This window comes from Nocardia sp. NPDC050793 (assembly GCF_040654065.1).
Classification (GTDB): domain Bacteria; phylum Actinomycetota; class Actinomycetes; order Mycobacteriales; family Mycobacteriaceae; genus Nocardia.
The window spans coordinates 182,544-208,684 of sequence record NZ_JBFAHG010000008.1 but is presented as its reverse complement, the minus strand read 5'-3'; the positions used below and the strand labels follow the sequence as shown (position 1 = coordinate 208,684).

At 68.0% G+C, this 26,141-nt stretch carries 25 protein-coding genes; 16 read left to right on the top strand and 9 right to left on the bottom strand.

What is annotated here, in order from left to right; genetic code table 11:
• Positions 1–165: 165 nt before the first annotated feature.
• From AB0H50_RS26090 to AB0H50_RS26070, 5 genes are all read left to right on the top strand, one after another.
• Entirely contained in the window at positions 166–984 is an 819-nt protein-coding gene (locus tag AB0H50_RS26090) for a hypothetical protein (RefSeq protein WP_357457341.1), read from the top strand.
• A 62-nt stretch (positions 985–1,046) separates the two neighbouring features.
• Complete coding sequence (locus tag AB0H50_RS26085; RefSeq protein WP_357457339.1) at positions 1,047–1,829, top strand: SGNH/GDSL hydrolase family protein; 783 nt, start codon at positions 1,047–1,049, stop codon at positions 1,827–1,829.
• Positions 1,830–1,943: 114 nt separating this feature from the next.
• A complete protein-coding gene (locus AB0H50_RS26080; RefSeq protein WP_357457337.1) occupies positions 1,944–2,471 on the top strand; it encodes a hypothetical protein in 528 nt (175 codons plus the stop codon).
• A gap of 486 nt (positions 2,472–2,957) precedes the next feature.
• Positions 2,958–3,527 carry a copper chaperone PCu(A)C gene (locus AB0H50_RS26075; protein WP_357457335.1) on the top strand — a complete coding sequence of 190 codons (570 nt, stop codon included), beginning with the start codon at positions 2,958–2,960 and terminating at the stop codon, positions 3,525–3,527.
• Positions 3,520–4,713, top strand: coding sequence for a Dyp-type peroxidase (locus AB0H50_RS26070; RefSeq protein WP_357457333.1), 1,194 nt, complete (start codon positions 3,520–3,522; stop codon positions 4,711–4,713). The genes AB0H50_RS26075 and AB0H50_RS26070 overlap by 8 nt, the downstream gene beginning before the upstream one ends.
• A gap of 49 nt (positions 4,714–4,762) precedes the next feature.
• Here AB0H50_RS26070 and AB0H50_RS26065 read toward each other — a convergent pair whose 3' ends face one another.
• Positions 4,763–5,113 carry a hypothetical protein gene (locus AB0H50_RS26065; RefSeq protein WP_357457331.1) on the bottom strand — a complete coding sequence of 117 codons (351 nt, stop codon included), beginning with the start codon at positions 5,111–5,113 and terminating at the stop codon, positions 4,763–4,765.
• 407 nt (positions 5,114–5,520) lie between these two features.
• Between AB0H50_RS26065 and AB0H50_RS26060 the strand changes: the two genes are divergently transcribed.
• Positions 5,521–6,162 (top strand): tetratricopeptide repeat protein, encoded by a 642-nt coding sequence (locus AB0H50_RS26060; RefSeq protein WP_357457329.1) that lies wholly within the window; start codon positions 5,521–5,523, stop codon positions 6,160–6,162.
• A 221-nt stretch (positions 6,163–6,383) separates the two neighbouring features.
• Here AB0H50_RS26060 and AB0H50_RS26055 read toward each other — a convergent pair whose 3' ends face one another.
• The 3 genes from AB0H50_RS26055 to AB0H50_RS26045 all read right to left on the bottom strand — a co-directional run bounded on the left by AB0H50_RS26055 (position 6,384) and on the right by AB0H50_RS26045 (position 10,252).
• Positions 6,384–7,547, bottom strand: coding sequence for a hypothetical protein (locus tag AB0H50_RS26055; protein ID WP_357457327.1), 1,164 nt, complete (start codon positions 7,545–7,547; stop codon positions 6,384–6,386).
• A gap of 359 nt (positions 7,548–7,906) precedes the next feature.
• On the bottom strand, positions 7,907–8,461 hold the full coding sequence (locus tag AB0H50_RS26050) for a choice-of-anchor K domain-containing protein (protein ID WP_357457325.1): 555 nt from the start codon (positions 8,459–8,461) through the stop codon (positions 7,907–7,909).
• Positions 8,462–8,677: 216 nt separating this feature from the next.
• Positions 8,678–10,252, bottom strand: coding sequence for an MFS transporter (locus AB0H50_RS26045; protein ID WP_357457323.1), 1,575 nt, complete (start codon positions 10,250–10,252; stop codon positions 8,678–8,680).
• Between the two features lie 87 nt (positions 10,253–10,339).
• On the opposite strand from AB0H50_RS26045, the gene AB0H50_RS26040 reads away from it, so the two are divergent.
• The 3 genes from AB0H50_RS26040 to AB0H50_RS26030 all read left to right on the top strand — a co-directional run bounded on the left by AB0H50_RS26040 (position 10,340) and on the right by AB0H50_RS26030 (position 14,235).
• Positions 10,340–10,762, top strand: coding sequence for a MarR family transcriptional regulator (locus AB0H50_RS26040; RefSeq protein WP_357457321.1), 423 nt, complete (start codon positions 10,340–10,342; stop codon positions 10,760–10,762).
• 199 nt (positions 10,763–10,961) lie between these two features.
• Positions 10,962–12,203 carry a helix-turn-helix domain-containing protein gene (locus tag AB0H50_RS26035; RefSeq protein WP_357457319.1) on the top strand — a complete coding sequence of 414 codons (1,242 nt, stop codon included), beginning with the start codon at positions 10,962–10,964 and terminating at the stop codon, positions 12,201–12,203.
• Positions 12,204–12,399: 196 nt separating this feature from the next.
• Entirely contained in the window at positions 12,400–14,235 is a 1,836-nt protein-coding gene (locus AB0H50_RS26030) for an acyl-CoA dehydrogenase (protein WP_357457318.1), read from the top strand.
• 604 nt (positions 14,236–14,839) lie between these two features.
• On the opposite strand, the gene AB0H50_RS26025 is transcribed toward AB0H50_RS26030, so the two are convergent.
• On the bottom strand, positions 14,840–15,826 hold the full coding sequence (locus tag AB0H50_RS26025; protein ID WP_357457316.1) for a LysR family transcriptional regulator: 987 nt from the start codon (positions 15,824–15,826) through the stop codon (positions 14,840–14,842).
• A gap of 1 nt (position 15,827) precedes the next feature.
• Between AB0H50_RS26025 and AB0H50_RS26020 the strand changes: the two genes are divergently transcribed.
• The gene (locus AB0H50_RS26020; RefSeq protein WP_357457314.1) at positions 15,828–16,778 is read left to right on the top strand and encodes an MBL fold metallo-hydrolase; all 951 of its coding nucleotides are present in this window, start codon (positions 15,828–15,830) and stop codon (positions 16,776–16,778) included.
• 37 nt (positions 16,779–16,815) lie between these two features.
• On the opposite strand, the gene AB0H50_RS26015 is transcribed toward AB0H50_RS26020, so the two are convergent.
• The gene (locus AB0H50_RS26015) at positions 16,816–17,424 is read right to left on the bottom strand and encodes a TetR family transcriptional regulator (protein WP_357457312.1); all 609 of its coding nucleotides are present in this window, start codon (positions 17,422–17,424) and stop codon (positions 16,816–16,818) included.
• A gap of 136 nt (positions 17,425–17,560) precedes the next feature.
• Between AB0H50_RS26015 and AB0H50_RS26010 the strand changes: the two genes are divergently transcribed.
• The gene (locus AB0H50_RS26010) at positions 17,561–18,457 is read left to right on the top strand and encodes an SDR family oxidoreductase (protein ID WP_357457310.1); all 897 of its coding nucleotides are present in this window, start codon (positions 17,561–17,563) and stop codon (positions 18,455–18,457) included.
• 28 nt (positions 18,458–18,485) lie between these two features.
• On the opposite strand, the gene AB0H50_RS26005 is transcribed toward AB0H50_RS26010, so the two are convergent.
• Together AB0H50_RS26005 and AB0H50_RS26000 are read right to left on the bottom strand one after the other, a co-directional pair.
• Positions 18,486–18,902 (bottom strand): hypothetical protein, encoded by a 417-nt coding sequence (locus tag AB0H50_RS26005; RefSeq protein ID WP_357457309.1) that lies wholly within the window; start codon positions 18,900–18,902, stop codon positions 18,486–18,488.
• A gap of 211 nt (positions 18,903–19,113) precedes the next feature.
• A complete protein-coding gene (locus tag AB0H50_RS26000) occupies positions 19,114–19,836 on the bottom strand; it encodes a hypothetical protein (protein WP_357457307.1) in 723 nt (240 codons plus the stop codon).
• Positions 19,837–20,111: 275 nt separating this feature from the next.
• On the opposite strand from AB0H50_RS26000, the gene AB0H50_RS25995 reads away from it, so the two are divergent.
• From AB0H50_RS25995 to AB0H50_RS25975, 5 genes are all read left to right on the top strand, one after another.
• Positions 20,112–21,113 (top strand): hypothetical protein, encoded by a 1,002-nt coding sequence (locus AB0H50_RS25995; protein WP_357457305.1) that lies wholly within the window; start codon positions 20,112–20,114, stop codon positions 21,111–21,113.
• A gap of 136 nt (positions 21,114–21,249) precedes the next feature.
• Positions 21,250–21,402, top strand: coding sequence for a hypothetical protein (locus AB0H50_RS25990; RefSeq protein WP_357457303.1), 153 nt, complete (start codon positions 21,250–21,252; stop codon positions 21,400–21,402).
• A 149-nt stretch (positions 21,403–21,551) separates the two neighbouring features.
• Positions 21,552–22,460: a DUF302 domain-containing protein gene (locus AB0H50_RS25985; protein WP_357457301.1), complete on the top strand. Its 909-nt coding sequence runs from the start codon at positions 21,552–21,554 to the stop codon at positions 22,458–22,460.
• 180 nt (positions 22,461–22,640) lie between these two features.
• Entirely contained in the window at positions 22,641–23,282 is a 642-nt protein-coding gene (locus AB0H50_RS25980) for a response regulator transcription factor (RefSeq protein ID WP_357457299.1), read from the top strand.
• A 130-nt stretch (positions 23,283–23,412) separates the two neighbouring features.
• The gene (locus AB0H50_RS25975) at positions 23,413–25,158 is read left to right on the top strand and encodes a GAF domain-containing protein (protein ID WP_357457297.1); all 1,746 of its coding nucleotides are present in this window, start codon (positions 23,413–23,415) and stop codon (positions 25,156–25,158) included.
• Positions 25,159–25,231: 73 nt separating this feature from the next.
• Here the strand turns inward: AB0H50_RS25975 and AB0H50_RS25970 are convergent, their stop codons facing one another.
• Positions 25,232–26,131 (bottom strand): universal stress protein, encoded by a 900-nt coding sequence (locus AB0H50_RS25970; protein WP_357457295.1) that lies wholly within the window; start codon positions 26,129–26,131, stop codon positions 25,232–25,234.
• Between the last annotated feature and the right edge of the window lie 10 nt (positions 26,132–26,141).

Sequence of the window (26,141 nt, the reverse complement as noted above, 5' to 3'; positions counted from 1 at the left end):
GATTCAGGCAGGCATGACGTCCGCTGCGCATTCTTCGGACCCTGCCATTCCAATACCGATCGGAGCAGGTACTCGACAGTGCAATCCCGATACCGGCCAGTCTATGGACACTCCCGCTGTTCTCGATTTTGATCAGTTTGTCGGACGCCACCGAACGGGGACGGTATGACGATCCAGAACGAAACGCCAGCCCGAGAAATCACCCTCGCGGTCGCCGGCGACATCGTGGCGGGCACCTTCGCGGTGACCGATCGCTACGGACGACCGCTCTGCTACGGCCCGCTCGGACACAACCCCGGAGGCGAACTCGTGGCCCCCGCGATCACCGCCGCCCTGCACGGCATCCGGCTCGCGGCGCAAGCCAGAACCGCGGCCGGAGTCGCGCACGCGAGGCTGCGCCTGCTCATCCCCTCCCGCCTGGTGGACGCGCGCAGGCTCACCGAGGCCGCCGTGGCCGGGGCCCTCGATCTCGACCTCGTCGTCGAACCCGACAATCCGGCCCACGCCTGGTGCGCAACCTACGGCCGGCTGGAATGGGATCCGACCACCGTGACCGAGCTCGTCGAATATGTCGTGCGCCCGGCCGGGCTGGACGACATCGACGACACTCTGCCCTTGCGCGACGCCCTCGAAAGCCTGGTGGCGGACCGTTCCGCCCTGCCCACCGACGACAGGCACGCGATCGCCGCCCTTGTGCACCTCGCGGTCGACGCTCCGCCGACGCCGCCGCGGGACGCGGACGAATTCCTGCTGCGGCTCGACGCGGGCTGGCTCGGCGCCGCCTGGGAAGGACACGACCTGGAACTGTCGCTGCTCGACACGCTCGCCCGCGGTGCGAACCCGATGCTGTCCTGGTGCGAACTCATGTTCATCACCACCCTGGCGCCCTGGTCCGGCGCCGAGCCCGCGGTGCACGGGCGCGGGCTCTTCACGCGCGCCGGGGCGCCCCGCGCTGGAATGGCCCGAACCCTCCCGCGCTCGTAGGATGTTGCTGCGCCGGAGGTGACCCGTGCGCGCGCGTCGCCGCCTACCCGCAGGAGCCGAACGTGGACACCGGATCCGCCCCCTCCTATCTCCGCTACGTCGCGATCGGCGACAGCCAGACCGAGGGCATCGGAGACCCCGACGGCGCGGGTGGACACCGCGGCTGGGCCGACCGCTTCGCCGCGCTGCTCGGCGTGGGCACACCCACCCTCCGCTATGCCAACCTCGCCATCCGCGGCCGCCGCGCCGCCCAGATCCGCGCCGAACAACTCGGCCCCGCCGTGGCGCTGCGACCCGATCTCGTCACCGTGATGGCGGGCATGAACGACATCATCCGCCCGCGCCTGGATCGCGACGCACTGCTCGCCGACCTGCACGCCATGTTCGCCGAACTCACCGCCATCGGCGCCCGGGTGATCACCTTCACCTACCCCGACATCGGCGGCATCGCGCCCTTCGTGCGGCCGCTGTCCCCGCGCGTGCGCGAGTTCAACGCCGAAATGCGCCGCCTCGCAAGCCGATACGGGCTCACACTGGTCGATTTCGAGCCCATCGCCGCCACCACGCACCCGCTGGTCTGGTCCGCCGACCGCCTGCACCTGAGCCCGCTCGGCCACGGCCTCGTCGCCAGGGCGGTCGCCGACATCCTCGCGCTTCCCGGCGCCGACGCGACCTGGCGCGATCCGCTGCCGCCGGTGCGGCACACCCTGGTCGAGACCGTCACGACCGAGTTGACCTGGACCACACAGCACATGCTCCCGTGGATCGCCCGCCGGGTGCGCGGGCGGTCGTCCGGCAACGGGATTCAACCGAAACGACCGGACTTACTGCCGGTACTCGTCTGAGACCGGCGCACGACCACTCACCTCCAGCACCGGGGCCGCGACAGGGTCGGCTTGCCGTCCACCGCGAGCGAGGGGTGTCTGGTCGACGACTACGACCGGCGGTAGTATGGCCCGGTGCGTAAACCGGTGGAGGGAGCGACGCGACTGCGCGGCGCCTTCGTCGGATCCGCCTCGGGGGCAGTCAGCATCGCCGCGCACGCGCTCGGTGGCGGTGTGATCTCGCCCGAGCAGTCGTCGGTCGCCCTGCTGATCGGGGCCTGCGCGGCGGTAGGCGTGCTCGTCGGCTCCCTCCGGACGCGGGCCGGGCTCCTAGAACTCATGGGGCTGCTTGCGGTCGGACAGGGCGTCGGTCACACCGCGCTCACACTGTCACCGGGTCATCACCACGGAGCGCACGCGACCGCGCTGATGCTCCTCGCCCATCTCGCGGCGATTCCGGTGGGGGCGTTGCTGATTCGCGGCGCGGAAGCGGCGATCCGCAGGGCGGCGTCGAGCGTGCGGCGTGCCGCGCGGGTTCTCGGCGCGATGCCGGTGCCTGCGCTGCCGACGGTCGCCCTTCTCGCCGCGCGCGATGCCGCGATCCCGCGCAGACTGCTCCTCGCTTCGGGTATCGGGACCCGGGGGCCACCGGTCTATCGGTAGGCCGCACACCGCCACCGAATACCAGGCGTCGGAGTTCGCCGACGCGCCTGCTAGGCAAGGGATTTGCCGCCATGTCCGCCGGACGTAGTGAAGGTCGATCCCGTGCGGGTACCTGCTCGCTCTCTCGATCCGAGGCATCGATCGTCACGGACGCACGGACGCACGGACGCACGGACGCACGGACGCACGGACGCACGGACGCACGGACGCACGGACGCACGGACGCACGGACGCACGGACGCACGGTAACTCCCTGCCAGGCGGAGGCCGGTACGCGAATCCAGCCGTCCAACGGCTCGTTTCCGAACCCGGCTCGCTGAGCGACACAGGACGTTCTCTCGGCCGAACCGGAACGCTCGCGGCAGACAGGCAAATCCTCTGCGCCACAAGACAAAGCGCAGGCGATGGCCGATGTTCGCCACTCGCGAATCCGACGCCGACCGATGGCGGTTCCTCTCATACCCCGATTCCGAACGGAGCTTCTCCATGTTCCCCATCAACCGAACCCGCCGACCCTCCCGCCTGCTGCGCGGCACCGCGGCACTCGCCGCCGCTCCCCTCCTGCTGGTCGCCTGTTCCTCCACCGACAGCACGCCCGCCCCGGCCCGCGGCGCCGACGCGATCACCATCCAGGACCAGTGGATCAAGGCCGCGGACAGCGATATGTCGGCCGCGTTCGGCGAGCTGACCAACAAGGCCGACAGGGCGCTGACCGTGGTGTCCGCGACAAGTCCCGCCTCCGCCAGGGTGGAATTGCACGAGGTGGTCGCCGACGCGAGCGGTACCAAGACGATGCGCCCCAAGAAGGGCGGTTTCGTCATTCCTCCGCACGGGTCGCTGACGCTGGCGCCCGGCGCCGATCACATCATGTTCATGGGATTGAACGGCCCGCTGCGCACCGGTTCCGAAACGCCGGTCACGCTCTCCTTCGACGACGGTTCGACCATGACGTTCACCGCACAGGTGCGTGACTTCCCCGGCAACCAGGAGAATTACGTGCCCGACGGCGACCATCCCGCGGGCGCGCCCGCCCCGGCCCACACGCCCGGTGCCTGAGCAGATCAGACCCCGGGGCTTCACCCGCAGGCGCCTCCTCGGTGGGGGCGCCGCCGCGGCGGGCACAGTCGGCCTCGGGGCGGGCGCGATCGCACTCACCGCTCGTGACACCGGCGGGGCCGCACCGGCGATCGAACCGTTCTACGGTCCGCACCAGGCGGGTATCGCGACCGCACCGCAGACGCACGTGGCGTTCGTCGGATTCGATCTGCGCCCCGGGCTGGATCGCGACGACATCGCCGGCGTCTTGAAGATCTGGACCGGCGACGCCGCCCGCCTCACCCGAGGCACCGCGGCGCTGGCCGACACCGAACCCGAGCTGGCGGCGCGCCCGGCGCGGCTCACGGTGACGGTGGGCTTGGGTCCCGCGGTGTTCACGGCCGCGGGTCTGGAGCACCGCAGGCCCGCCTGGCTGCGGCCGCTGCCGCCGTTCGCCATCGACCGGCTGGAGCCGGGCTGGAGCGACGGCGATCTGCTGTTGCAGATCTGCGCCGAGGAGGCCACCGCGGTCGCGCACGCCGTGCGGGTGCTGTGCCGGAGCGTGACCTCACTGCTCACGGTGCGCTGGGTGCAGCGCGGCTTCCGCGACGCGGCGCCCGGCCGGACCCCGCGCAATCTGATGGGTCAGGTCGACGGCACGGTCAATATCGCGGCGCCCGACTTCGACCGGCTGATCTGGGACGACGGCGCCGCCCAGCCCTGGCTCGCGGGGGGCACCTCGCTGGTGCTGCGCCGCATCGCCATGGCGCTGGACACCTGGGATGAAATCGACCAGGAGGGAAGGGAACTCACCGTCGGGCGCAAGCTCGGCAACGGCGCGCCGCTCACCGGCAGCCGGGAAGTCGACGAGCCGGACTTCGCGGCCGTCGACGCGCACGGCATTCCGGTGATCCCGCCCTCCGCGCACATCGCCCGCGCCCGCCACACCCACGACGGCGAGCGATTCCTTCGTCGCGGCTACAACTACGACGACGCCCCCGCGCCGGGCCAGACCTCCAACTCGGGGCTGCTGTTCGCCGCGTACCAGCGCGACGTGGACGCCCAGTATCTGCCGGTGCAGCGGCGGCTGGCCGATTTCGACGCGCTGAACGTGTGGACGACGCCGATCGGCTCGTCGGTGTTCGTGATCCCGCCCGGCGTGCCGGAACCCGGCGGCTACCTCGGACAGACCCTGTTCGAGTCGTGAGGCCGCCCGGGGCCCGCCGATCGTCGGGCCCCGGGCGCTCCCGGCTCGATCAGCTCCAGAGCACCGCGACGAACACGTTCGCGATGCCGAGCCCGCCCGCCGCATGCGTCATCCAGGGCACGTCCTTGCCCCGCTTGGCATCGGCGCGCCCCATCTCGGCGAACGCCGCGATCAGCACCGAGACCACCAGCTTGACGCCGATCTTCGTCATATTCAGGTCCTTGCCGAGCGAATCGATCGACTCGGCCATCCCGACCAGAACGATCCCGGTGATGATCTGCGCCCGCGCACCCCACACCATCACCTCGTTGACCTTGGGCTGCCCCGCCGCGTACCCGCCGATCACCGCGGCCATACCCAGCAGGTGACTTACAACCACGACGTCGTAGACGAAATCCATAAAGCCACACGCTAGTTCATCCGGCCGCCGTCTACTACACAGTGTCGTGAATTCACCGCCGTGTCACCGAATCTACCGCCCCACATCCCGCCACCCACGCCGTCGCCCTCTCCGCCATCCCGTCACAGCCCTGCAGGACAAGCGGCATTGATCCGCCTTACCAGCCATTCGAAGCGGACTATCCAACGATCAGGTCCTTTGGGTCGCCGAGTCGTCGCTCCGCCGCTGCCACCACTGATCGAAACGCCTGCGCCAGTGGGCGTCTACGGGGCGATGACGGCGAAAATTACGCGGCCTTCTGCCGCGAGAATTGCTGCGGCCCAGTACTTCTTGTTGTGGACCGAACCTGGCAGTCCGACTTACCCTCGATATCCGCGGGGGTGTTCGAACCCGGCACAGGTGGGGTGGTGGCTGTGCGATGGCAAGTGGTGTCGATTCTGACACTGTGGGTCGGCGTGGAAATCGTGGGTTTGGCCTTCTTCTGGCAGGCTTGGCTGATCTGGCCAGGATCGGTGCTGACAGCGGCGGGGCTGGCGGGAACGTTCGTGACCGAGCGTGGCGAGCTCCGCCGACGGCCGAAAGCCGATCTGTGGAAGGGAATCACCGACCGACAGTACGAGGTGTACGAGGTGAACGTACGGGACCTGGGACCCGACCACCCCGACACCCTGAACTCTCGCGACATCCTCGCCGGCGTCTACGAAAGGGCGGGCCGGCTGACCGAAGCCATCCACCACTACGAGCAGAACCTCACCAACTGCGACCGGGTCCTAGGGCCCGCCCACATCGGCACCTTGCTCTCCCGCGACAGCCTCGCCGGCGCCTACAAATCCGAAGGCCGAATCGCCGAAGCCATTCGCCTCTACGAGCAGAACCTCACCGACTCCGAGCGGGGCTTGGGGCCCGATCACATCGGCACCCTGGACTTCCGCAACACCTCGCCGGCGCATACGAAACAGCGGGACGGCCGACCGAAGCCATCCGCCACTACGAGCAGAACGTCACCGACTCCAAGCGGGTCCTGGCGCCCGACCACCCTCTCATTGTGAAGGCCCGCGACAACCTCGCCGCGGCGCGGCGGCTGGATAGCGGGGTTTCCACGGATCACAGCGACCAGTGAGATGGATACTCCGGTGAGGGATTGCACCGGACACCGCCTAGCGGACGCCTCCTTCACGCATGCGGAGGCAGTGCCGCGGCCGCGCCGGTACGCAGCGACTCGCCGCCGTTTGGGCGACCCTGGAATCGAATCCGAACCGCCGGTAGTGGCTCAGCGGTGCCCGCCGGAGTGATCGTGGGAGCAGGTGTCGGTACGTCGGCCGTCCGCGGTGGTGGCCGCCTGTCCCGCGCCGTGGCCTTCCAGGGCCGCGAACGGTCCGCACTGGTGGGCGGTGATCCAGACATGGACCATCGGACTGCCCGCACCGGGGTTGATCGAGCCGGGTGGGCAGCTGCCTTGGGTGTCGGTGACACCGGCGACCTGGGGACCGTTGGCGCCGGCCTTCCAACAGAGGTTGTCGTGCACGTGCCACTGCATCAGAGGACCGCCGTAGTCCACCAGCTCGGGGTCGTCGATCTTCTTGCCCCTGGCGATGTACATCGCCGAGACCAGGGTCCGATCGGCGCCGTCGACTCGGTAGACCAGCGACTCCGGGCGGGTGGCGTCGAGGAAACGGTCGTCGCGGATGTAGCCGGTGTTGATGTAGTGCTCGTAACCGGTGGCCGAGTCGCCGATGGAGCGGAAGCCCAGTGCGCCAATGGAACCGACGTCGGCGAATGCGGGCAGCTGGTCGACGGTGCTGCGAATCAGAGCGGTCGCGCGCTGCTCTTGGACGGTGGTCACGCCCGGCACACCGGACAGGTCGATAGGGGTCGCCGGATCCCACGGCCGCGGCCACGCGGCGGTCCCATGGTCGTGGTCGGTGTGGTGGTCGCCGCCGGCGGCATGAGTGTGGTCGACGTCGCCGTGGCTGTGCACATGCCCGACGCCACCGAGCATCGCCGCGACGGCGAGGGCACCGGCCAGACCGGCGGCGGTCACGGTCGGCGCGGTGGGCAGTGTGGCCCCGGGGCGCGCCATGGCGACGATTGCCCCGGCCATCGCGAGCATCCCCAGCGCCGCGCATGTGCTGTCGAGGAACTGCGGCGCCTCCGCTGTGCCGAGGCCGTCGGGCCACGGCAGCCCCCCGAACCGGGTGTACCCCCAGATCGTCACCGCGACGAGGTTCACCCCGATCACCGTGACCGGCATGGCCTTCCGTGTGCTCACCGACGCCAGCAGCCCGGCCGCGCACTGCGCTGCCGCCAGCACCACCATCAGCCGCGCGAGGGTGGCGTGCTCGGTGTGCAGTCCCGCGGCGAACAGGTGCAACGCACCCGCCCCGACCGACGCCGCACCACCGAGCAGCAGGAATCCGTTGCGCCCACCAGCCATGTCGATTTCCTCCGTTCTCCGCGGACTGTACTGGGCCGGGGTGAGCTCGCGCACCCGTGACTCGTGAGAGAACTCTGTGGTTTTCGCGCCAAGCCCCGGGTGAATGGAGCAGGTTGTCCCCTTCGGTGTCGAGGAACTCAACTCGGCGCGGAACCTTCCGGGCAATCGATCATGACCCCGAGCAGGGCGGCTCCTATCGCGGTGAGGGCGGCGTAGATTTCGGGCGGTCCGAATCGCAGCCTCCCAGGTGGGCATGGCGGTATGTGACCGCCGCCGACCCTGAGCCGAACAGATCACCTATACCCAGTGGTGCTTTGGGCGGTGGGTTTTCCCTGGGTTCGCCTGCTGGGTGCCGCGGTTCAGGAGCCCGGCTCGCTCATCGGCTCGAACCGGGCAACGAGCCAGACCCTTTTGATTCCCCCCTCGCCGTTTTCGAAATCCGGCTTCACCTGCCCCTTGTCATCCATGAAGCCGCTGATCGTCACCTTGTATTCGACATCGTCGACGCGCACGATGTCGTCCTCGTGGACTATCGGCAGTTTGACCACATCGGGAACGTCCCCGGGCTGATTGGGCGTCTCGTTGTGGCGGAAACGCAGGGTGAACGTATGGTCGAACCCCTCGTCCTGAAAGTCCACAGTAACCTTCAAGTACACCGAGAACTGACTGTGCTTCAGGTGAATTCGGCGGTTGTAGTGCGCGAAGATGCCCAGATTGAAATCCTTGCCGTCCAGGCGGGCATCGACGTCGGTCAGGCCCGTGAAGTCGTAACCGCTCTTCTCGTCGTCCTGGCCCCATCTAATACTGGATCTGACGCCCTTGCTCGTTTTGACGCCGGGCTGCCTCAGACCTTCGAACTGCGACTCCTCCACGCTGACGCGCGTCCAAACGCCTTTGGTGTCAACTTTTCCCATGACAGATGTGCCCCCTTGTTCTGGACTTACCGAACGAACTGCCTATCCATCGCGAGACTCCATCATCCCTCCGCCATCGCGTTCTGTCCTCGAAATCGATTGGGCGCCAGACGACTCCGGTGGCGGCACCATGTCCGCGCAACTACGAGTGTCTCGCGGGCAAACTGACGGGGATCCCGGACGAGCGCGCTTCTCATCCGGGATTCTTCACCGTTCCTAGCGGGACAGGGCCCCCGCCCGCCCCACAGATTCTCGATCGGCGGGCACCTCGGCGGCATCCGTCGCACGGGTTGGTCGCAGGGTGATGGCCAGCACGGCCGCTCCGCAGAGCGCGATGAGCATGGTCCAGACCGCGCCGACGTGCATGGCGTGAACGAACGCGTCGTCGGCGGCGCGCGCCAGGTCCGGCAGCCCGACGGCCTCGGCGACATGCCTGGCCTGTTCTGCGGAGATGCGCGCTCGGTCCTGCACGTCGGCGGGTAGACCGGGCAGCGCCGGTTCGATGCCACGGCTGTAGACGATGGACATGATCGTCCCGCCCACCGCGATACCGAGCACGCTGCCGGTCTGGCGCACGGTGTTGGTGACGGCCGATCCGGCACCGGCCTGTTCCTTCGGCAGGGTGGCCATGAGCGCCGCTGTCACCGAGCCGATGACCAGACCGATGGCAAGGCCCTGGATGAGGACCAGGATCTCGTACCAGACCATCGAAGTGTCCAGTCCGAAGAAGCCGAAGGCGCCCATGGCCAGTCCCGCGACGGTCAGTGCGGTCACGGTGACGGGACGCAGCCCCCAGCGGCGGACCAAGCGGATGCCGAGCGGGCCGCCGACGATCGCGCCGAGTGCGCCCGGGGAGCTGGCCAGTCCCGCTTGCAGTGCCGAGAAGCCGCGTGCGCCTTGGAGATAGAAAGCGCCGTAGAAACCGACGGCGGTCATGGCGAACAACAGCAAGCCGATGGCGGCATTACCGCCGCCGAAGGTGCGCTGCGCGAGCATTCGCGGGTTGAAACTGGGCTGGGCACTGCGCAATTCGACGATCACGAAGGCGGCCAGCAGCACTATTCCTGCGGTAACGGGCAGCCAGACATCCGCGCGTCCCCAAGCGGCGACCTGGCCCGCGCGAATCAGACCGTAGGCCAAGAGTCCAAGCCCAGTGATGGACAGCACCAATCCAGGCAGATCCAGTGGACGCCGGGTGGGGCTGCGGAAGTTCGGGATCAGCGTCACTATCGCCACCAGCCCGAGCGCGACGGCCGGGACATTGACGAGAAACACCGAGCCCCACCAGAAACGGTCGAGCAGCACACCCGCGATCAGGGGTCCCGCCGCGATGCCCACACCGGCCGACGCCGAGGTGATGCCGATGGCGGTCGCCCGCGCGGGGCCGGTGAAGGTCCAGGTGAGGATGGCCATGGTCGCGGGCATGATGAGCGCGCTGCCGACCCCCATGGCGGCGCGGGCGGCAATGAGCTGCCCGGCATCGGCGGAGTAGGCGGCCCAGATGGACGAGGCGGCGAAGACCGTCATACCGGTGGCGAGCACGGTCCGGTGCCCGAAGCGATCACCAAGGGCGCCGGCGGTGAACATCAGGGCGGCGAAAACCAATGTGTAAGAGCCAGTTGTCCATTGGAGTTGCGCGGGGCTGGCGTTCAGTCCGCGGACCGGATCGGAGAGTGTTTCGAGGGCGGCGCTGAGGATTGTGTTGTCCATCCAGATGAGCAAGGAGGACAGCAGGAGTACGGCGAGGATCAACCGCTGCCGGACGTTCGGCAGTGTCGAGGGCGTGGTCATGGAAACCTTCGATACGATTGGTAGGAACCTGACGTTATAGAGAGTGCAGGAACGTCAGGAACCTGTCAATCTTGGAAAGGGCTGCGCGTGGATGCCGAAGGCGGATCGCTGACCTTCATCGTTCGCAAGGTCTGGCTGAATATGCGGGCGGCGATCGGCGAGGAGCTCAAGGAGTTCGGACTGTCGACCTCGCAGTACGCCACACTGATGATGACCGCCGCGCGCCCGGGGATGTCGGTGGCCGATATCGCGCGCGAGGTGGCGAGCACCCGGCAGGCCGCGAACGAGATGATCGGCGGGCTCCAGAAGGAGGGCCTGATCGAACGCCGCCCGCATCCGACCGATCGTCGTACACACCAGATCCAGGTGACCGAGGCGGGAATGCAGCGATACGCGGCGGCGCGGGTGGCCGTCGCGCGGCGCGAGGCGGAGCTGGAAGCCGACCTCACACCCGCGCAGCGCAAGGCGATTCGCGAGTGGATGTCAGGTATCGCCGACGCCTGTCACTAGAAACGCCGCCGACCCGACCCGGCGCGCGTCCCGCCGGAACTCCACGAATTCTTCGGGCTGACCGCAGGATCGTGATCCCCGCGGGACGATTGCTGCGGCGGCGGTCACTTGCCGCGCGCGGCGTACGGGAACCTGCTCGGCAGCCCACGAGCGGAGGTATCTCGCGGGTACGGTCGCCGGCTGAGCCACACTAGAGGCGATGACCAGCAGCGCGAAGATCGAACCCCCGAAACGCCGACGCCCCCGTGATCGCCGGGCGTCCATTCTGCGCGCCGCGGGCGCGGCCTTCGCCCGGTCCGGCTATCACGGCACGTCGATGGCCGATATCGCCGCGGCGGTGGGGATCTCGGCGACGGCGCTGTACCGCCACTTCCGCAACAAGCAGGAACTGCTCGGGCAGTGCCTGCTCACCGGACTCGACACCACACTCGCGCGGCTCGACGAGGCCGCCCGCGCCGAGCAGCCACAGACGCGGGTGCTGACCGAACTCGTGGCGGTCGCACTGGAGCTGCGCGGGCTGCCGCGCCTGTGGCAGTTGGAATTTCGCAGCGTGAGCCCCGAGGATCGCAAGGCCGTCCTGGTGCGGGCGGTGCGATTGACCGGGTATCTGCGCCGCGCCGTCCGCATGCACCGTCCCGACCTGTCCGCCTCGGATGTCGAACTGCTGAGCTGGTGCGTTCTCTCGGTGGCCGTCAGCCCCTCCTACCATCAGGTCGACCTGCCCGCCGCGACCTTCGTCGACGTGCTCGACGGAGCCGTGCTGGCGTTGATCACCGCGGATCTGCCGGCGGAGGGACAGCACGTCCGGCCGACGACCCGCACCCCGCTGACCGGGGGGACCGCAGATTTCGAGCGGACCGTGCGGCCGGAGCGGATGATCGCGGCCGCGGCCCGCTTGTTCAATATCCGCGGATACGCGGCGGTCGGGATCGAGGACATCGGCGCAGCCGTCGGGGTCAGCGGGCCCGCGCTCTACCACCACTTCGCGAGCAAATCCGACCTACTGAACGAGATCATCGAACGCAACGACCAGTGGATTCGGCTCTATACCTCGCGAGCCCTCGCCGAGGGCCGCGATGCCGGGGAGTCGATGCGACTGCTGCTGCGGTACTACGTTCGATTCGCGCTCGACGAACCGGATCTGCTCGGAACCACGGTCAGCGAGGTAGGCCATCTGCCCGCGCCGCAGGCGAGCCGGTATCGCCGCACGCACCGCGAGGGTGTGCTGGGCTGGGCTCGGATGCTGCAATCGGCGCGCACCGAGTTGCCGCTGCCGGTGGCGCGGGTGCTGATCCAGGCCATCTCCACCGTGGTCATCGACGCCGTGCGCAATCCGCGATCCGCGCGACGCGGCGACCTGCTCGACGCGCTGGCTGCCGTCGGCGACCGGATCGCATTCTCGGTGCCGCTCCCTGAGGCAGCCGCGCTGACGATGCCATGAGTTTATCGGCTATTAACTTACTCTTCGAATACCCCTTGAACTGCGGGAACTTAGCTCAGTACTGCCATCAATCGACTTAGTCGTCAGTAACTTACGCTTGCGTAGCGGGTTCCCGGCCACCAGAATCACCGCGGGGCGCATTCGAGTGCGTCCGTCACACTCGGCCGTCGGGCCGGATTCTCTGGAAGGGCAGTCGGTGGGGCACTACAAGAGCAATGTCAGAGATCTCGAGTTCAACCTCTTCGAGGTGTTCGGTCTCGAGGAGATTTTGCGAACCGGAGCATTCGGCGACCTGGACGGCGACACCGTGCGGACGATGCTGACCGAAGCCGCCCGGCTGGCCGAAGGACCGGTCGCGGACTCCTTCGCCGACACCGACCGCAATCCGCCGGTCTTCGACCCACAGACGCACTCGGTGCAACTGCCGGAAGCTTTCAAGCGATCGGTGCGCGCCTGGTACGACGGCGAATGGTGGCGCATCGGCAAGTCGGAAGCGATCGGCGGCGTCGCCGCGCCGCGCATGCTGGCCTGGGCCATCAGCGAATTCGTGCTCGGAGCACAGCCCGCGGCCTACATGTACCTGACCGGACCCAACATGGCCGACATCGTCGACGCGATCGGCACCGAGGAACAGCGGCACTGGGCCGAACTCGCGGTGGAACGCAACTGGGGCGCCACCATGGTGCTCACCGAACCCGACGCCGGCTCCGACGTCGGCGCAGGCCGCACCAAAGCGATCCAGCAAGAAGACGGCACCTGGCACATCGAAGGCGTCAAACGCTTCATCACCTCCGCCGACTCCGACGACCTCTTCGAAAACATCATCCACCAAGTACTCGCACGCCCCGAAGGCGCCGGACCCGGCACCAAAGGACTGAGCCTGTTCCTCGTACCCAAATACCACTTCGACAGCCAGACCGGCGAACCCGGCGACCGTAACGGCGTTTTCGTCACCAACGTCGAACACAAGATGGGCCTCAAAGCCTCGGCCACCTGCGAGCTGACCTTCGGCGGCCACGGCACCCCCGCCAAAGGCTGGCTCGTCGGCGAAGTACACAACGGCATCGCACAAATGTTCAAAGTCATCGAAGAAGCCCGGATGATGGTCGGCACCAAAGCCATCGCAACCCTGTCGACCGGCTACCTCAACGCCCTCGACTACGCCAAACAGCGTGTGCAGGGCAGCGACCTCACCCAGATGACCGACAAGACCGCCCCAAAGGTGACCATCACCCACCACCCCGACATCCGCCGATCGCTGATGATGCAGAAGGCCTACGCCGAAGGCCTACGCTCGATCTACCTCTACACCGCCGCCCACCAAGACCCACTTGTCGCCCAGCATGTTTCGGGCGCCGATACCGAACTCGCCGCGCGGGTCAACGATCTGCTGCTGCCGATCGTCAAGGGTGTCGGCTCCGAGCGGGCCTACCAGTACCTGACCGAATCGCTGCAGACCTTCGGTGGCTCCGGCTTCCTGCAGGACTACCCGGTCGAGCAATACATCCGCGACGCGAAGATCGACTCGCTGTACGAGGGCACCACCGCCATCCAGGCCCAAGACTTCTTCTTCCGCAAAATCGCCCGCGACCACGGCGTCGCACTGGCCCACCTCGCCGGCAAGATCCAGGAAACCGCGAACTCCGACACCGGAAACGGCCGCCTCAAAGCCGAAAAGATCCTGCTCGCCACCGCACTCGAGGACGTGCAAGACATGGTGGGTAGGCTGACCGGCCACCTCATCGCCGCACAGGAGCATCCCACCGAGCTGTACAAGGTCGGCTTGGGCTCGGTGCGCTTGCTGCTCGCGGTCGGTGATCTGCTCATCGCATGGCGTCTCCTCGTCGCCGCCGAAATCGCTTTCACCGCTTTGGATTCCGGTTCAAAGGACACGGACCGCGCCTTCTACGAAGGCAAAATCGCGGTCGCGACCTTCTTCGCCAAGACCGTACTGCCGCAGCTGAGCGCCGACTGGGCCGTCCTGTCCGAGATCGACGCCTCGATCATGGAGCTCGACGAAGCGGCATTCTGAGACCGACCGCGTGCCGATGGTCATCACTCACGGCGACTCCGGCACGCGGTCGGACACCAGCGCTCGACCGCCCTTCGACAACCCTGCTCCCACAATGTTTGTCCTCTCCTCGACCCGGACGAACCCGAGCTCACGTCAAGACCGGTCGCCGTCTCCGACTGTCGTCTCGATGCTGCGCGGAGCCGCGCTCAGAACAGGTCAGGGCCCGGATGCGAACGCACGTCCACGTGACTGTCCGCCGAACTGCACTGTGTCAAGATCGACGGAGTGTTGCTCGAAAGATGGTGTGTTACATGGACAACCACGACAGCCAGTGGTGGAACCGCCCGCCTCAGCCTGCTCAATCGCCGCCGGAACCGCCTGCGCCGGAACGACATTGGTGGCGAAAGCCGGAGTGGATCGTCGGCATCGTAATGGGCTTGCTCGGCATGGCCGTGCCGATCGCCTGGGACGCGGCCAAGGACGACCCTGCAGAGGCGCAGGTATCAACGGTCACCGTCCCGGCGACCACGACAGCACCGGCAACGACGACCAACGCGCACCGCCGCCGAAGGCATCGCCGTCGAGAGCGAACGCGGGCAGGTGCTGTTCAGCTACTCCGCCATTATGCGGACGCAACGGCGCGCCGATAGATGTCCTCGGCGGTCCGAGCGAACGAGCGGACCAAAGGATTGTGGTCCCCGGTCCGCCAGGCGATCACCAGATCACTGGAAGGCATGTCCAGCAACGGGATTACCGCCAATCCGGGAGGCATCCTGTGCCCCAGCGGCGCCAGCCCGAGGGTGTCGTTCCACAGCACCGCCTGGACGCATTCGTGAATCGTGCGAACCACGGGGCCGTCATCGCCGGTACCGACGAGGGGCATCCAGAACGCGCGCCATTCGCTGTCGACGTCATCCGGCAGCCGGAACCACCGGCGGTCGGCCAGTTCCGCGAGGCTCGAGCTGGAGCGCCCCGCCAGTGGATCGCCGGATCGCAGCACCACGCCCATCGGGTCCGTCCGCAGCACCCGGACGGTCAGACCGGTCTGGTCGAAAGGCGCTCGGGTCAAAGCAATGTCGGTACCGCCCGATCGCAAACCTGCTGTCGGGTCGGTGAAGTCGGCCTCGTGAATCCGAATTTCCACGGCCGGGTGCTGGTTTCGAAAGGCGTCGGCGAGCGCGGCGCCGGCTTGTGCTGCGCTGTCTGCCAGTGTGCCAACCCGCAGAATCGGCGCGCCCGCTGCCGCTACCGCCCGGACGCGCGCACGGTCGGCCTGAGCGAGGAGCGCCCGGGCATCTTCGTAGAGCGATTCACCGGCGGGCGTGAGGGTTACCCCGTTCGGGGAGCGTTGCAGTAGTTCACAACCCAGCTCGGTCTCGAGTTGCCGGATGGCCCGGCTCAACGGCGGTTGGGTCATGTGCAGTCGGGCGGCAGCTCGGCCGAAGTGCAAATCCTCGGCCACCGCCACGAAATATCGCAGCGTCCTCAGCTCCATCACCGGCGACGATACCCGCTCGGTATCGGCCACGGAAAATTGGACTTGGACGGCCGGGAAGCCGCGGCTCAGGCTGAAATCACAGCCAGGACGAACAGACAAGGAGAAATCCACGATGACCGCTCCCCGTCTCGATCGGTACGAGCTTCCCGATCCGGTCGTGAGCCTCGGCAACGTGCAGGAGATCGCCGATGACCTCGTCGTCATCGGCGATCAGCGTGTTCCGCTGGTACCGAACATCGGCCTGGTCGGCGGCCGGGAGGCCGTGTTGGTAATCGACACCGGAATCGGTCGGAGCAATGCCGAGACGGTGTTGAAGTTCGCGACGGAATACGCACGAGGCCGCAAGTTGTATCTCACCACCACCCACTTCCATCCTGAACATGCCTTCGGCGCACAGGTATTCGCCGACGCCGCGACCTATGTGACCAACCGCGCCCAAGCCGACGATCTGAAGAACCGAGGCGCTGGGTATCTCCAGATGTTCCGCGGGTTGGGCGAAACGGTGGCACGCCGGCTGGAGGACGTCGAGGTGGCGGAGTCAGATCTGGCCTACGACACCACCATTCACGATCTCGACCTCGGCGGCCGCATCGTTCGACTCGAGGCCGCCGGACAGGCCCACACCATGGGTGATCAGCTTGTTCGAGTCCCCGACGCCGATGTCCTGTTCACCGGGGACTTGGCGGAGTCCGGTCAGTTCGCGATCTTCCCCTGGTTCCCGCCGCACGACACCGATGTCTCGGGTCTGCGCTGGCTGGCGCTGATGCAGCGGCTCGCGGCCGATCCGGCGCAGACCGTGGTGCCGGGGCATGGCGATATCGGCGGTCCGGAACTGCTCGCCGATGTCCGCGACTACCTCCGGATGCTGCGCGACGAGACGTGGAAGCGGCGTGATTCGGCCATGAGCGAGGAGACGATCGTCGAGGAGGTCAGTGCCGTGATGATCGCGCGCCGCCCCGAATGGGAAGGCCGCGAATGGCTCGCCACCGGCGTCGCCTGTCTGTGCTCCGAGTACGAACACCACCGGCACGACGCGCTGGGAGCGCACGCTGACGGCGTCTGAGCAATCCGCAGTAGCCACCCGCTGACCATCCGGACGGTTATCCGTCGGTGCGCTCGGCGGAGGTCGCACGATGCGCAGTCGCCTTTCCCGTGAGGGTCACCAGCTCGCCGAGCACCTCCGCCGCGATCTCGTCGAGTGACCGCTGCTCGTGTTCCCGAATCCATTGCGCGAATGCGAGCGCGAACACGGTGATGCCCGACTCCGCCGCCAGCGCGGCCGCGAGGTCGTCGACACCTCGCGCACGCAGAGCGTCGGCCACCGCCGTGGCGAGGCCGGCGAGCTTGTGCTGCTCGCGTTCCTGGAGTGCGGAGTTCTGGTCGATCACGGACTGCCGTGCGCGGGAGTGCGACCGGCGTTCGTCGGGGAAGAACGAGGCCGCCGACCGCAGCGCGGAGGCGACGATATCGATCGGGGACGCGTCCGGGGGTGCGCTCTCGACGCCGGCGACGAATGCTTCGACGAGCACGCGCTGTCCATGGAAGAGGACCTCGCGCTTGTCGCTGAAGTGGCGGAAGAAGGTGCGTTCGGTCAGGCCGGCGGACTGCGCGATCTCCATCGCGGTGGTCTGCTCGAACCCTCGGGTGGCGAACAGTTCGAGCGCGGCTTGTTGCAGCCGCTGCGGTGCTCCCGGTTCCCAACGTGCCATGCCAGCGAGTGTAGTGATGACAGTGACTGACTTGAGGGCGTATGGTGATGTCCTGTGACTGACGTCAGTCACAGACATCAGCCGCTCGGACCAACTGATCCCGCCGGGCGGTGGAGTGATCGAAGGAGTTCACGTCATGCATGTTTTCGTTACCGGAGCCTCCGGATGGATCGGCTCCGCCGCGGTCGCCGACCTGCTCGCCGAGGGCCATGAGGTCACCGGCCTTGCCAGGTCGGACGCGTCCGCCGCAGCCCTGGAGGCGAAAGGCGCCCACGTCCGCCGCGGCGATCTGGACGACCTCGACAGCATCCGCGCCGGAGCCGAGAATGCCGACGCCGTCATCCATCTCGCGAACAAGCACGATTGGTCCGATCTCGCCGCCTCCAACGCGGCCGAGCGAGCCGCCGTCCAGACCATCGGCGACGCGCTCGTCGGCACCGGCCGCCCCTTCCTCCTCGCGTCGGGGGTCGCCGCTCTCAGCCAGGGCAGGCCCGCCACCGAGGCCGACGCGTCCCGGTTCCACGGCCCGGACTCCCCGCGCGGCGGCAGCGAGAACCTGGCGCTCGAGTTCGTCGACCGCGGCGTCCACACCGTGAGCCTGCGCTTCGCGCCCACCGTGCACGGCACCGGCGACCACGGATTCATCGCGACTCTCGTCGCGATCGCCCGCCGCACCGGCGTCTCCGGCTACCCCGGCGACGGCGCCAACAGGTGGGCCGCGGTCCATCGGGCCGACGCAGGCCGGCTGGTCACCCTCGGCCTGGCCAAGGCGCCGGCGGGAACCCGCCTGCATGCCGTCGCGGAAGAAGGCGTACCGACCCGCACCATCGCGGAGGCGATCGGCCGCGCGCTGGAGCTACCCGTCACCTCCATCGCCCCCGAAGACATCGAGGGCCATTTCGGCTGGATCGGCACATTCTTCGCTATGGACCTCACGGCGACCAGCGCTGTCACGCGCGAGCTCCTGGACTGGACGCCCACCGGACCGACCCTCGTCGAGGACCTCGACACCGGCGCGTACTCGGCGGGTTGATCGGCCGCTGGACACGGTGATCGCCTGGTCAGCGCAGCCAGCGCAGAGCCGCGTCGGCACAGTCCTCAGGACTGCTGTTGAAGGCGATCGCCGCGTCGGGCGCGTACTGCCGGACCAGATTGACCACCTTTTCGAAGAATTCGAGAAGCGGCTCGTGCTTGCGAATACCACCTCCGACCACCACGCAGCGATAGTCTTCGCGGGTCAGCGCCTCCACGATCGCTCCCTCCGGGTTCTCGTCGAGTGCTACCAGACACCAGTCGGCCTCGATATCGTGATCGACGAAACGAGCCTGACCGCGTGCCATCGCCGCTTGGACCGGCTCCGGATCCCAGCCCTGGAACTCGGCAGGATCGAGACCGACCACCAATACTCGTGCCCCTGTCACTCGTCCCTCCTTTGCACGATGGGAGTACACCGACGTCCCGTCGATCGGATTGATCACTTGCCGCGTTCGTCCACATGGTCGGGCAGGCCGCCGCTCGACCGAGTGACAACCTCGTAGCCCCAATGATGGGCGCCTTCCCGGCATTACAGCGCCTGAACGGTGCCACCGACGGACTGACTATGGAACCGACGGCCGCGCGGTTCCGCGGACGACCTCGACTCCTGGTTGGACGCGCACGGGTTCTGAGCGGCCGGGATCCGTCTGATGGTCACGAGCCGGGGCGCGCCGAGTGATGGCGCGCCGCGTCGAACGGCTCGAAATATGTCTCGCCGATCGCGAACATTCCGCGTTGCGGCAGCCAGAAATCACCCAGCTTCGTCTGTTCGGCCAGTGGCCCCGGTGGACCGATATCGATTCCGTCGATGCGTGCGGCACTGTTGTCGACGGGCCACAGCATCCGCGGATTGGCGCGGAACCATTGACCGTTCGGGGAAGTGCCGCTGAGCCGCACCCGCCCGACGCCCAGCGCGGGACCCGCGACCCGGGACATCAGCGCCAAGACGGCACGGTGTCGCCACAAAGCCACGGGCAGCATGCGACCGAGGCCCGTCATAGCCGTCGTCGCCGCCGATCGTCCCAGCTCCACATCCCACACGAGCTTGTCTCGCACCTCGACGGTGAACGCCGACGGCCCCGTCCAGATCACCGAGATACGTTCGACACGTACGTCTTCGAGGGCCGATCCGAAATAGCGGGCGCAGCTGGCCTCCGGGGAAACACTGCTGTAGATCACCCATTCGCCCGCCGGGTTTCGATGCCACACCGCGTCGTATCCTTCGCCGATCGAGCTGGCGGGGAAATGCCGGAGCGCCAAATAGTGGCCACTGGTGAATGGCATCCCCATCACCCCGTAGCCGGAGAATCCCTCCTGGCCCTGACCCCGTGGGAGCGTTGTGCCGATTTCGGCGATCGATCGTGGGCTGTCGGTCATCGCCGGCCTCCTCGAGGAGTGGATCCGCATCCGCCATTTTACGTGCGACAAAGGGCGGTCGGCTGATGCCGCAAACACCCCGCGACACCACCGCGGCGGCGCTGCCGGACAGCGCCCAACCGCTCGCCACCCAACCGTCCAGACCACTAGTGGAACGAACGACGATGCCCAGCATCGAGCGGACGAGAGCTCCGGCGATCCCAGGTGACCAACGTCCCCGCGCAGCAGGCGGAAGGCCTGTATCCCCGGCGCGGCCGATCCCGAACACTCGCAGTATGACCGCCGACGCTGCCACCGCCATCGCGCTACCCGACCACCAGACCATCCTGGCGACGCTGCGGCTGGCCGCCCGCGCACCGTCGATGCACAACACCCAGCCCTGGCGGTGGGTGTTCGACGACGCCCGCCTGCACCTGTACACCGATGCCGACCGGCTGCTGCCTTCGGCCGACCCGCTCGGCAGGCAACTGGTCATCAGCTGCGGCGCGATGCTGCACCATGTGCGAACCGTTTTCGCCCACCGAGGCTGGCATACCGACACCGCGCGCATACCCGATCCGCGAAGACCCGATCATCTGGCGGTGATCGAGTTCCGGCCGTGGCCGGACCCGCCCGCCGACGTGCACGCCCGCGCGCAGGTCATCGACCGGCGGCGCACCGATCGGTTGCCGCTGGCCGAACCGATGGGTTTCGCCGGCACGCTGCGGCGGCTGCGCACGCTCTGCTCGCCGCACGGTGTGCGTCTCGAGGCGCTCGACGAAAGCGCCCGGCCTCGGCTCGCCGCCGCATCGGCGGCGACCGGCGCGCTGCGCCACAACGACCTGCTCTACCGCACCGAATTGGAATGGTGGGCAGGGCATCCCGGCACACACGAGGGCGTGCCGCCCTCGGCACTGGTGTCCGAAGCGGAATTCGCTCGCGTCGGCGTGGGACGCGTCTTTCCCTCCGCCCGGCACTCGGTGCGCCGCGCGGGGCTGGAAGACCACGCTCGACTGGTGGTGCTCAGCACCGACGGCGATTCGGTGACCAACTGGTTGCACACCGGAGAGGTACTGTCGGCCGTGCTGCTCGAATGCACCGCGGCCGGGTTGGCCACCTGCGCGCTGACCGACATCACCGAAATCCCCACGGGCCGCGAGCTTCTCAGCAGCCTCAGCCGCGGTGCGGGGACGCCGCAAGTGGTGATCCGTATCGGGGCCGCGCCCGACGACAGCGACATGATCCCGCCGACCCCGCGCAGACCGCTCACCGATATCTTCACCGTCGCTTCCCGCTGACGCGGTCTCGACGTCGAGCCGGACCCGCGCGACCTCGCGGACCGGCCGATCCGGATATGTCGGCAAGTTCAGCACTTGGCCCGCGGTGGCGCCACCGTCGAGCACGAACTCCGAGCCGGTCGAGTAGGTGGCCTCGGTGACCATCGCCCTCCTCCACCGCACCGAGGCGCGCCAGCGGCTGGTTCGCGACGACGGATTCGTCCATCGCCTCGATCATCGACGTATGGACCGGACCGGGCACCTGATGGCGGACTCTTCGGCCATGATCGGACATCCGTGCGTGCCCTGACCGAACGGTGTACCTTCGGCCCCGTCCCCAAGGGCAGTGCGGCCCTGGCTCGGGGCGGGTCCGGCCGCCAGACTGATGACGGTCCGGCTCGAGCGTCCGGTCCTCGTCGGTGTCGGCGGTTCCGCGGCACGCATGGGATGGAGGTGACCATGGCCTATCGCGTCACGGTGGCGCGCTCGACCCCGCGCACGGTCCTCGAGCTGCGCAGAACCGTCCGTGCCGACCACGCGGGCGAGGACATCGACACCGGCATGCGCGCGCTCTACGAGTTCGCCGCGAGCACCGGGCTGGTTTCGGCCGGGCCGCCCTCGACCACGTACCTCGCCGAGTTCGGCGCGGGCGCCTCGACCGAGGTCGACTTCACCCTGCCGGTGACGGCGGGCTTCGGCGTCGAGACCGGTGAAGTCTGCCTGCGCAGGGCAGAATCCCGGCTGATGGTTCAGACCACCCATCAGGGTGACTACCAGCGCATCGGCGCGGCATATCAAGCCATCGACGAGTGGCTGAGCGAATCGGAATATCAACCCATCGGACCACCGACCGAGGTCTATCTGATCGGCCCTGAGGAGACCGTCAGCGCCCGTGATCTGCTCACCGAGATCCGGATTCCGGTCGCGCTCGCGGAACTCGCCGTGCGCGTGGGCAACTCCTTCGAGCAGACGGTGGCTCAGGTGCGTGAGGTCTTGACCGCACAGGGATTCGATGTGCTCAGCGAGATCGATGTGCGGGCCGCGCTGCCGGCCGAAGGCGCCTCCTCGATGGAGGGCTACGTGATCCTCGGCGTCTGTGACCCGCACCTGGCTCGGCAAGCGCTCGAGGTCGACCGCGCCATCGGGTTGCTGCTGCCGTCCAATGTCGTCGTACGGGCCGAAGGGCACGCCACTCTCGTCGAGGCGCTCGATCCGGACCTGCTCGTCACCCGGTCCGGACAACCCGCCCTCGGACCGATCGCCGCCCAGATCCGCAGGGGTCTGTCGTCGGCGCTGCGGCTGCTCGCCGAGCGCTCCGCGGCACCGGCTTCCACGTCCACCGCGCCGCCGCACGACCCCCGGTCATGACGCTGTGTCCGTACCCGATGTTCGCCTACCCGCGAACGATTCACCGTCCGGCGTGCGTCGGCAGTGCCGGGCGCGGATGTCAAGGGACCTCGGTCACCGAAGCGAGGTCCAACTCCGGCTTCGGGTGGGGGCCGAGCCCGTAATCTGAGGACGAGTGCGCGAACAGAGAGGAGTCGAGCCATGGTCACGGTGTTCTTGGTCGACGACCACGAGATCGTCCGGCGGGGTGTCGGCGACCTCATCGACCTGCAATCGGATCTCGAGGTCGTGGGCGAGGCGAGCACCTGCGCGCAAGCTCTGGCTCGGATACCGTCGTTGCGCCCCGATGTCGCGGTGCTGGATGTGCTGCTGCCCGACGGCAACGGCATCGAACTGTGCCGCGAGCTCCTCTCGAACCACCCCGGCCTGCGCTGCCTGATCCTGACCTCGTTCACCGACGAACAGGCCATGCTCAACGCCATCCTCGCCGGCGCGAGCGGCTACGTCGTCAAGGACATCAAGAGCCTCGAGCTGATCGACGCGATCCGCGACATCGGGGCGGGAAAGTCATTGCTGGACAATCGGGCCGCGGCCGCGCTGATGGCCAAACTCCGCGCCGAAGCCGAGGCGAAGACCGGCCCGCTGGCCACTCTCACCGCTCAGGAACGCACCCTGCTCGCTCTGCTCGGCGAGGGGCTGACCAACCGGCAGATCGCAGGCCGGATGTTCCTCGCGGAGAAGACCGTCAAGAACTACGTCTCCCGGCTGCTGGCAAAACTCGGAGTCGAGCGGCGAACACAAGCCGCGGTCATCGCCTCCAAACTCACCGAATTGGACAACTAGCGGCAGGCTTGCCGCGCAGGCCGGGCAACCGCCGGTTCGGTCCCGCTGACAGTGCCCGCCCTCGGCCACGTCCCAGGCGATGATCGTGACCGCGCGAGGCGGCCGAGACGGTCGTGGAAGAATCACACCCGTGGAGTGGCAGTCGGGGGAATCCGGGGGTGCGGGTCGGACGCCGGTGGCCGAGACGCTGTCCCAGCTACGGCTCCATGAACTGCTGTCCCAGGTGCAAGATCGCATCGCCCAGATCATCGACGTGCGTGATCGGATGGATCGGCTGATCGAGGCGATGCTGGTCGTCACCGCCGGACTGGACCTCGACGACACGCTGCGTTCGATCGTGCACACCGCGATCGAGTTGGTCGACGCGCAGTACGGGGCCCTCGGCGTCCGCGAGGCCGACAAGACCAGCAACGAACTGGCCGAATTCGTCTACGAAGGCATCGATGACCGCACCCGGGTGCTCATCGGCGACCTGCCGCGCGGCCACGGTGTGCTCGGCCTGCTCATCCAGCAGCCCAAACCGATTCGTCTGGCGAACCTGTCCGATCACCCCAGCTCGGTCGGATTCCCCGCGCACCACCCCCCGATGAGCACCTTCCTCGGCGTGCCGGTGCAGGTGCGCGATGAGGTATTCGGCAACCTGTACCTCACCGAGAAGGCCGGTGGCCAGGAGTTCACCGAGGACGACGAAGTCGTCGTACAGGCGCTGGCCGCCGCGGCGGGCATCGCCATCGAGAACGCCCGCCTCTACGAGCAGTCCCGCATCCGCCAGCAGTGGCTCGAGGCCACCAAGGACGTCGCCACCGAGTTGCTCGCAGGCGGCGAACCGAACGAGGTGCTCGAACTCGTCACCCGGCGCGCGCTGGCGCTCACCGACTCGGCGTGCACGTTCGTCGCCCTCCCCGAGGACCCCGATATACCCCCCGACGAGGTCACCGAACTGGTGGTCTTCGCCGCAGCGGGCGCTGACGCCGAGATCGTCACCGGGCAGCGCCTCGGGGTCGAGGACACTCCGGCCGGGAAGGCCTTCCGCGTCGGCGAGACCGTCGCGGTCGACGAACTCCCCCACGATCTTCTCGCGGAGGCGCGGACCCACTTCGGGCCCGCGCTCGTCCTGCCGTTGCGCGCGGGGAACGCGGTGATCGGTGTGCTCACGACGCTGCGCCCTGCCGACGCGCCGCCCTTGGACACCGCCGCGCAAGCGATGATGGCCGCGATCGCCGATCAGGCGGCGTTGGCGTTGCAGCTGTCCGACACCCAGCGCCGGATGCGCGAGCTGGACGTGCTGTCCGACCGCGACCGCATCGCCCGCGGCCTGCACGACCACGTCATCCAACGCCTGTTCGCGGTCGGACTGTCGTTGCAGGGCACCATGCAACGAGCTCGCACGCCGGAGGTCAGATCCCGGCTGTCCGAGACCATCGATGACGTGCAGGCCATCGTGCAGGACATCCGGCATTCGATCTTCGATCTGCAGAGCAACAACGCCGCCGACTCCTCGAAATATCGAAAGCACTTGCACGGCATCATCGTCGACATGACCGCCGACAGCGGATTGCGTACGACCGTCCGGCTCGCAGGCCCGGTGAGTGTGCTGGCGCCGCCGCTGTCCGACGATGTCGAGGCCGTCCTGCGCGAAGCGGTGAGCAATGTGGTTCGCCACGCCAACGCCACCACGGTCTCGGTGGAACTCCGCGTCGGCGACGAGGTCACCATCGAGGTCAGCGATGACGGCGTCGGCGTTCCCGACGAGATCACCCGCCGGAGCGGCCTGGCCAACCTGGCCGTGCGCGCCGAACAGGCGGGCGGCAGCTGCCAGATCCGCAACCGGCCCACCGGTGGAGCCGTGCTGCGCTGGTCGGTCCCGCTGCCCTGACCCGCGCCCGCCACGACCACCCGAGCCCGCCACGACCGCGGCGGGCTGGCCCGGCGCGCTCGGCGGTGCTGTCTCAGCGTCGGCGGACCACCACCATCGGGCACTCGACCACGTGCAGCAGCGCGTTGTTCGTCGAGCCGAGCAGCATTCCGGCGAAACCGCCACGGCCGTGGCTGCCGACGACCACCAGCTGAGCATCGGCCGACGCCTCGAGCAGCGCGCGAACCGGCCGGTCCGACACCACGATCCGGCGCACCGTCACCTCGGGGTAGCGTTCGGCATAGCCTGCCAGCCGCTCGGCCAGCAACGCCCGCTCCGACTCCCGGATCGATTCCCACTCCGCGGTCGCGAAGTCGATGCTGCTGCTGTCGCTCCACGCGTGCAACGCCACCAGGTCGACCTTGCGGCGAGCGGCTTCGTCGAAGGCGTATTCCACGGCGGGCACGCTGTTCTCGCTGCCGTCGACGCCGACGAGGATCGGTTTGGTGACCGAGACGGCGTCGGTCGCGGCCCGATCGTGGATCACGGCCACCGGGCAGTGCGCGTGCCTGGTCACCGCGGTACTGACCGATCCGAGCAGGCCGCGCTGGAAAGCGCCGAGCCCGCGACTGCCGAGGACCAAGGTGCGCACGCTCTTCGACCGCTCGATGAGCGTGGGAATCGGCAGGTCGAAGGTGACCTCGGTGGTCACGGTCACCTCGGTTTCGCGCGCGGCTTCACGGACGATGCGCGCCGCTTCGGTCACGATGCGTTCGCCGTCGGTGCGCAGCCAATTCATCTCGGCCTCGGGAAGACTCATCGCCGGGCCGATGCCGCCGACCAACGCCACCGAGGTCAGCAGGTGCACCGGCGAGCCGTGTAGCACCGCGTCCACCGCGGCCCACGCCGCGGCTTCATAGGAGCTCGCCGAGCCGTCGACCGCGACGAGGATCAGCGTGCCGCCTCGAGCGGCGGGCAGGGAGTTGTCGGTCATACCGGTCCTT

Excerpts from the sequence above, each read along its gene's own strand:
- AB0H50_RS26090 (WP_357457341.1), top strand. The coding sequence starts at position 166 with ATGACGATCCAGAACGAAACGCCAGCCCGAGAAATCACCCTCGCGGTC.
- AB0H50_RS26075 (WP_357457335.1), top strand. The coding sequence starts at position 2,958 with ATGTTCCCCATCAACCGAACCCGCCGACCCTCCCGCCTGCTGCGCGGC.
- AB0H50_RS26065 (WP_357457331.1), bottom strand. The coding sequence starts at position 5,113 with ATGGATTTCGTCTACGACGTCGTGGTTGTAAGTCACCTGCTGGGTATG.
- AB0H50_RS26055 (WP_357457327.1), bottom strand. The coding sequence starts at position 7,547 with ATGGCTGGTGGGCGCAACGGATTCCTGCTGCTCGGTGGTGCGGCGTCG.
- AB0H50_RS26050 (WP_357457325.1), bottom strand. The coding sequence starts at position 8,461 with ATGGGAAAAGTTGACACCAAAGGCGTTTGGACGCGCGTCAGCGTGGAG.
- AB0H50_RS26045 (WP_357457323.1), bottom strand. The coding sequence starts at position 10,252 with ATGACCACGCCCTCGACACTGCCGAACGTCCGGCAGCGGTTGATCCTC.
- AB0H50_RS26035 (WP_357457319.1), top strand. The coding sequence starts at position 10,962 with ATGACCAGCAGCGCGAAGATCGAACCCCCGAAACGCCGACGCCCCCGT.
- AB0H50_RS26020 (WP_357457314.1), top strand. The coding sequence starts at position 15,828 with ATGACCGCTCCCCGTCTCGATCGGTACGAGCTTCCCGATCCGGTCGTG.
- AB0H50_RS26015 (WP_357457312.1), bottom strand. The coding sequence starts at position 17,424 with ATGGCACGTTGGGAACCGGGAGCACCGCAGCGGCTGCAACAAGCCGCG.
- AB0H50_RS26010 (WP_357457310.1), top strand. The coding sequence starts at position 17,561 with ATGCATGTTTTCGTTACCGGAGCCTCCGGATGGATCGGCTCCGCCGCG.
- AB0H50_RS26000 (WP_357457307.1), bottom strand. The coding sequence starts at position 19,836 with ATGACCGACAGCCCACGATCGATCGCCGAAATCGGCACAACGCTCCCA.
- AB0H50_RS25995 (WP_357457305.1), top strand. The coding sequence starts at position 20,112 with ATGACCGCCGACGCTGCCACCGCCATCGCGCTACCCGACCACCAGACC.
- AB0H50_RS25985 (WP_357457301.1), top strand. The coding sequence starts at position 21,552 with ATGGCCTATCGCGTCACGGTGGCGCGCTCGACCCCGCGCACGGTCCTC.
- AB0H50_RS25980 (WP_357457299.1), top strand. The coding sequence starts at position 22,641 with ATGGTCACGGTGTTCTTGGTCGACGACCACGAGATCGTCCGGCGGGGT.
- AB0H50_RS25970 (WP_357457295.1), bottom strand. The coding sequence starts at position 26,131 with ATGACCGACAACTCCCTGCCCGCCGCTCGAGGCGGCACGCTGATCCTC.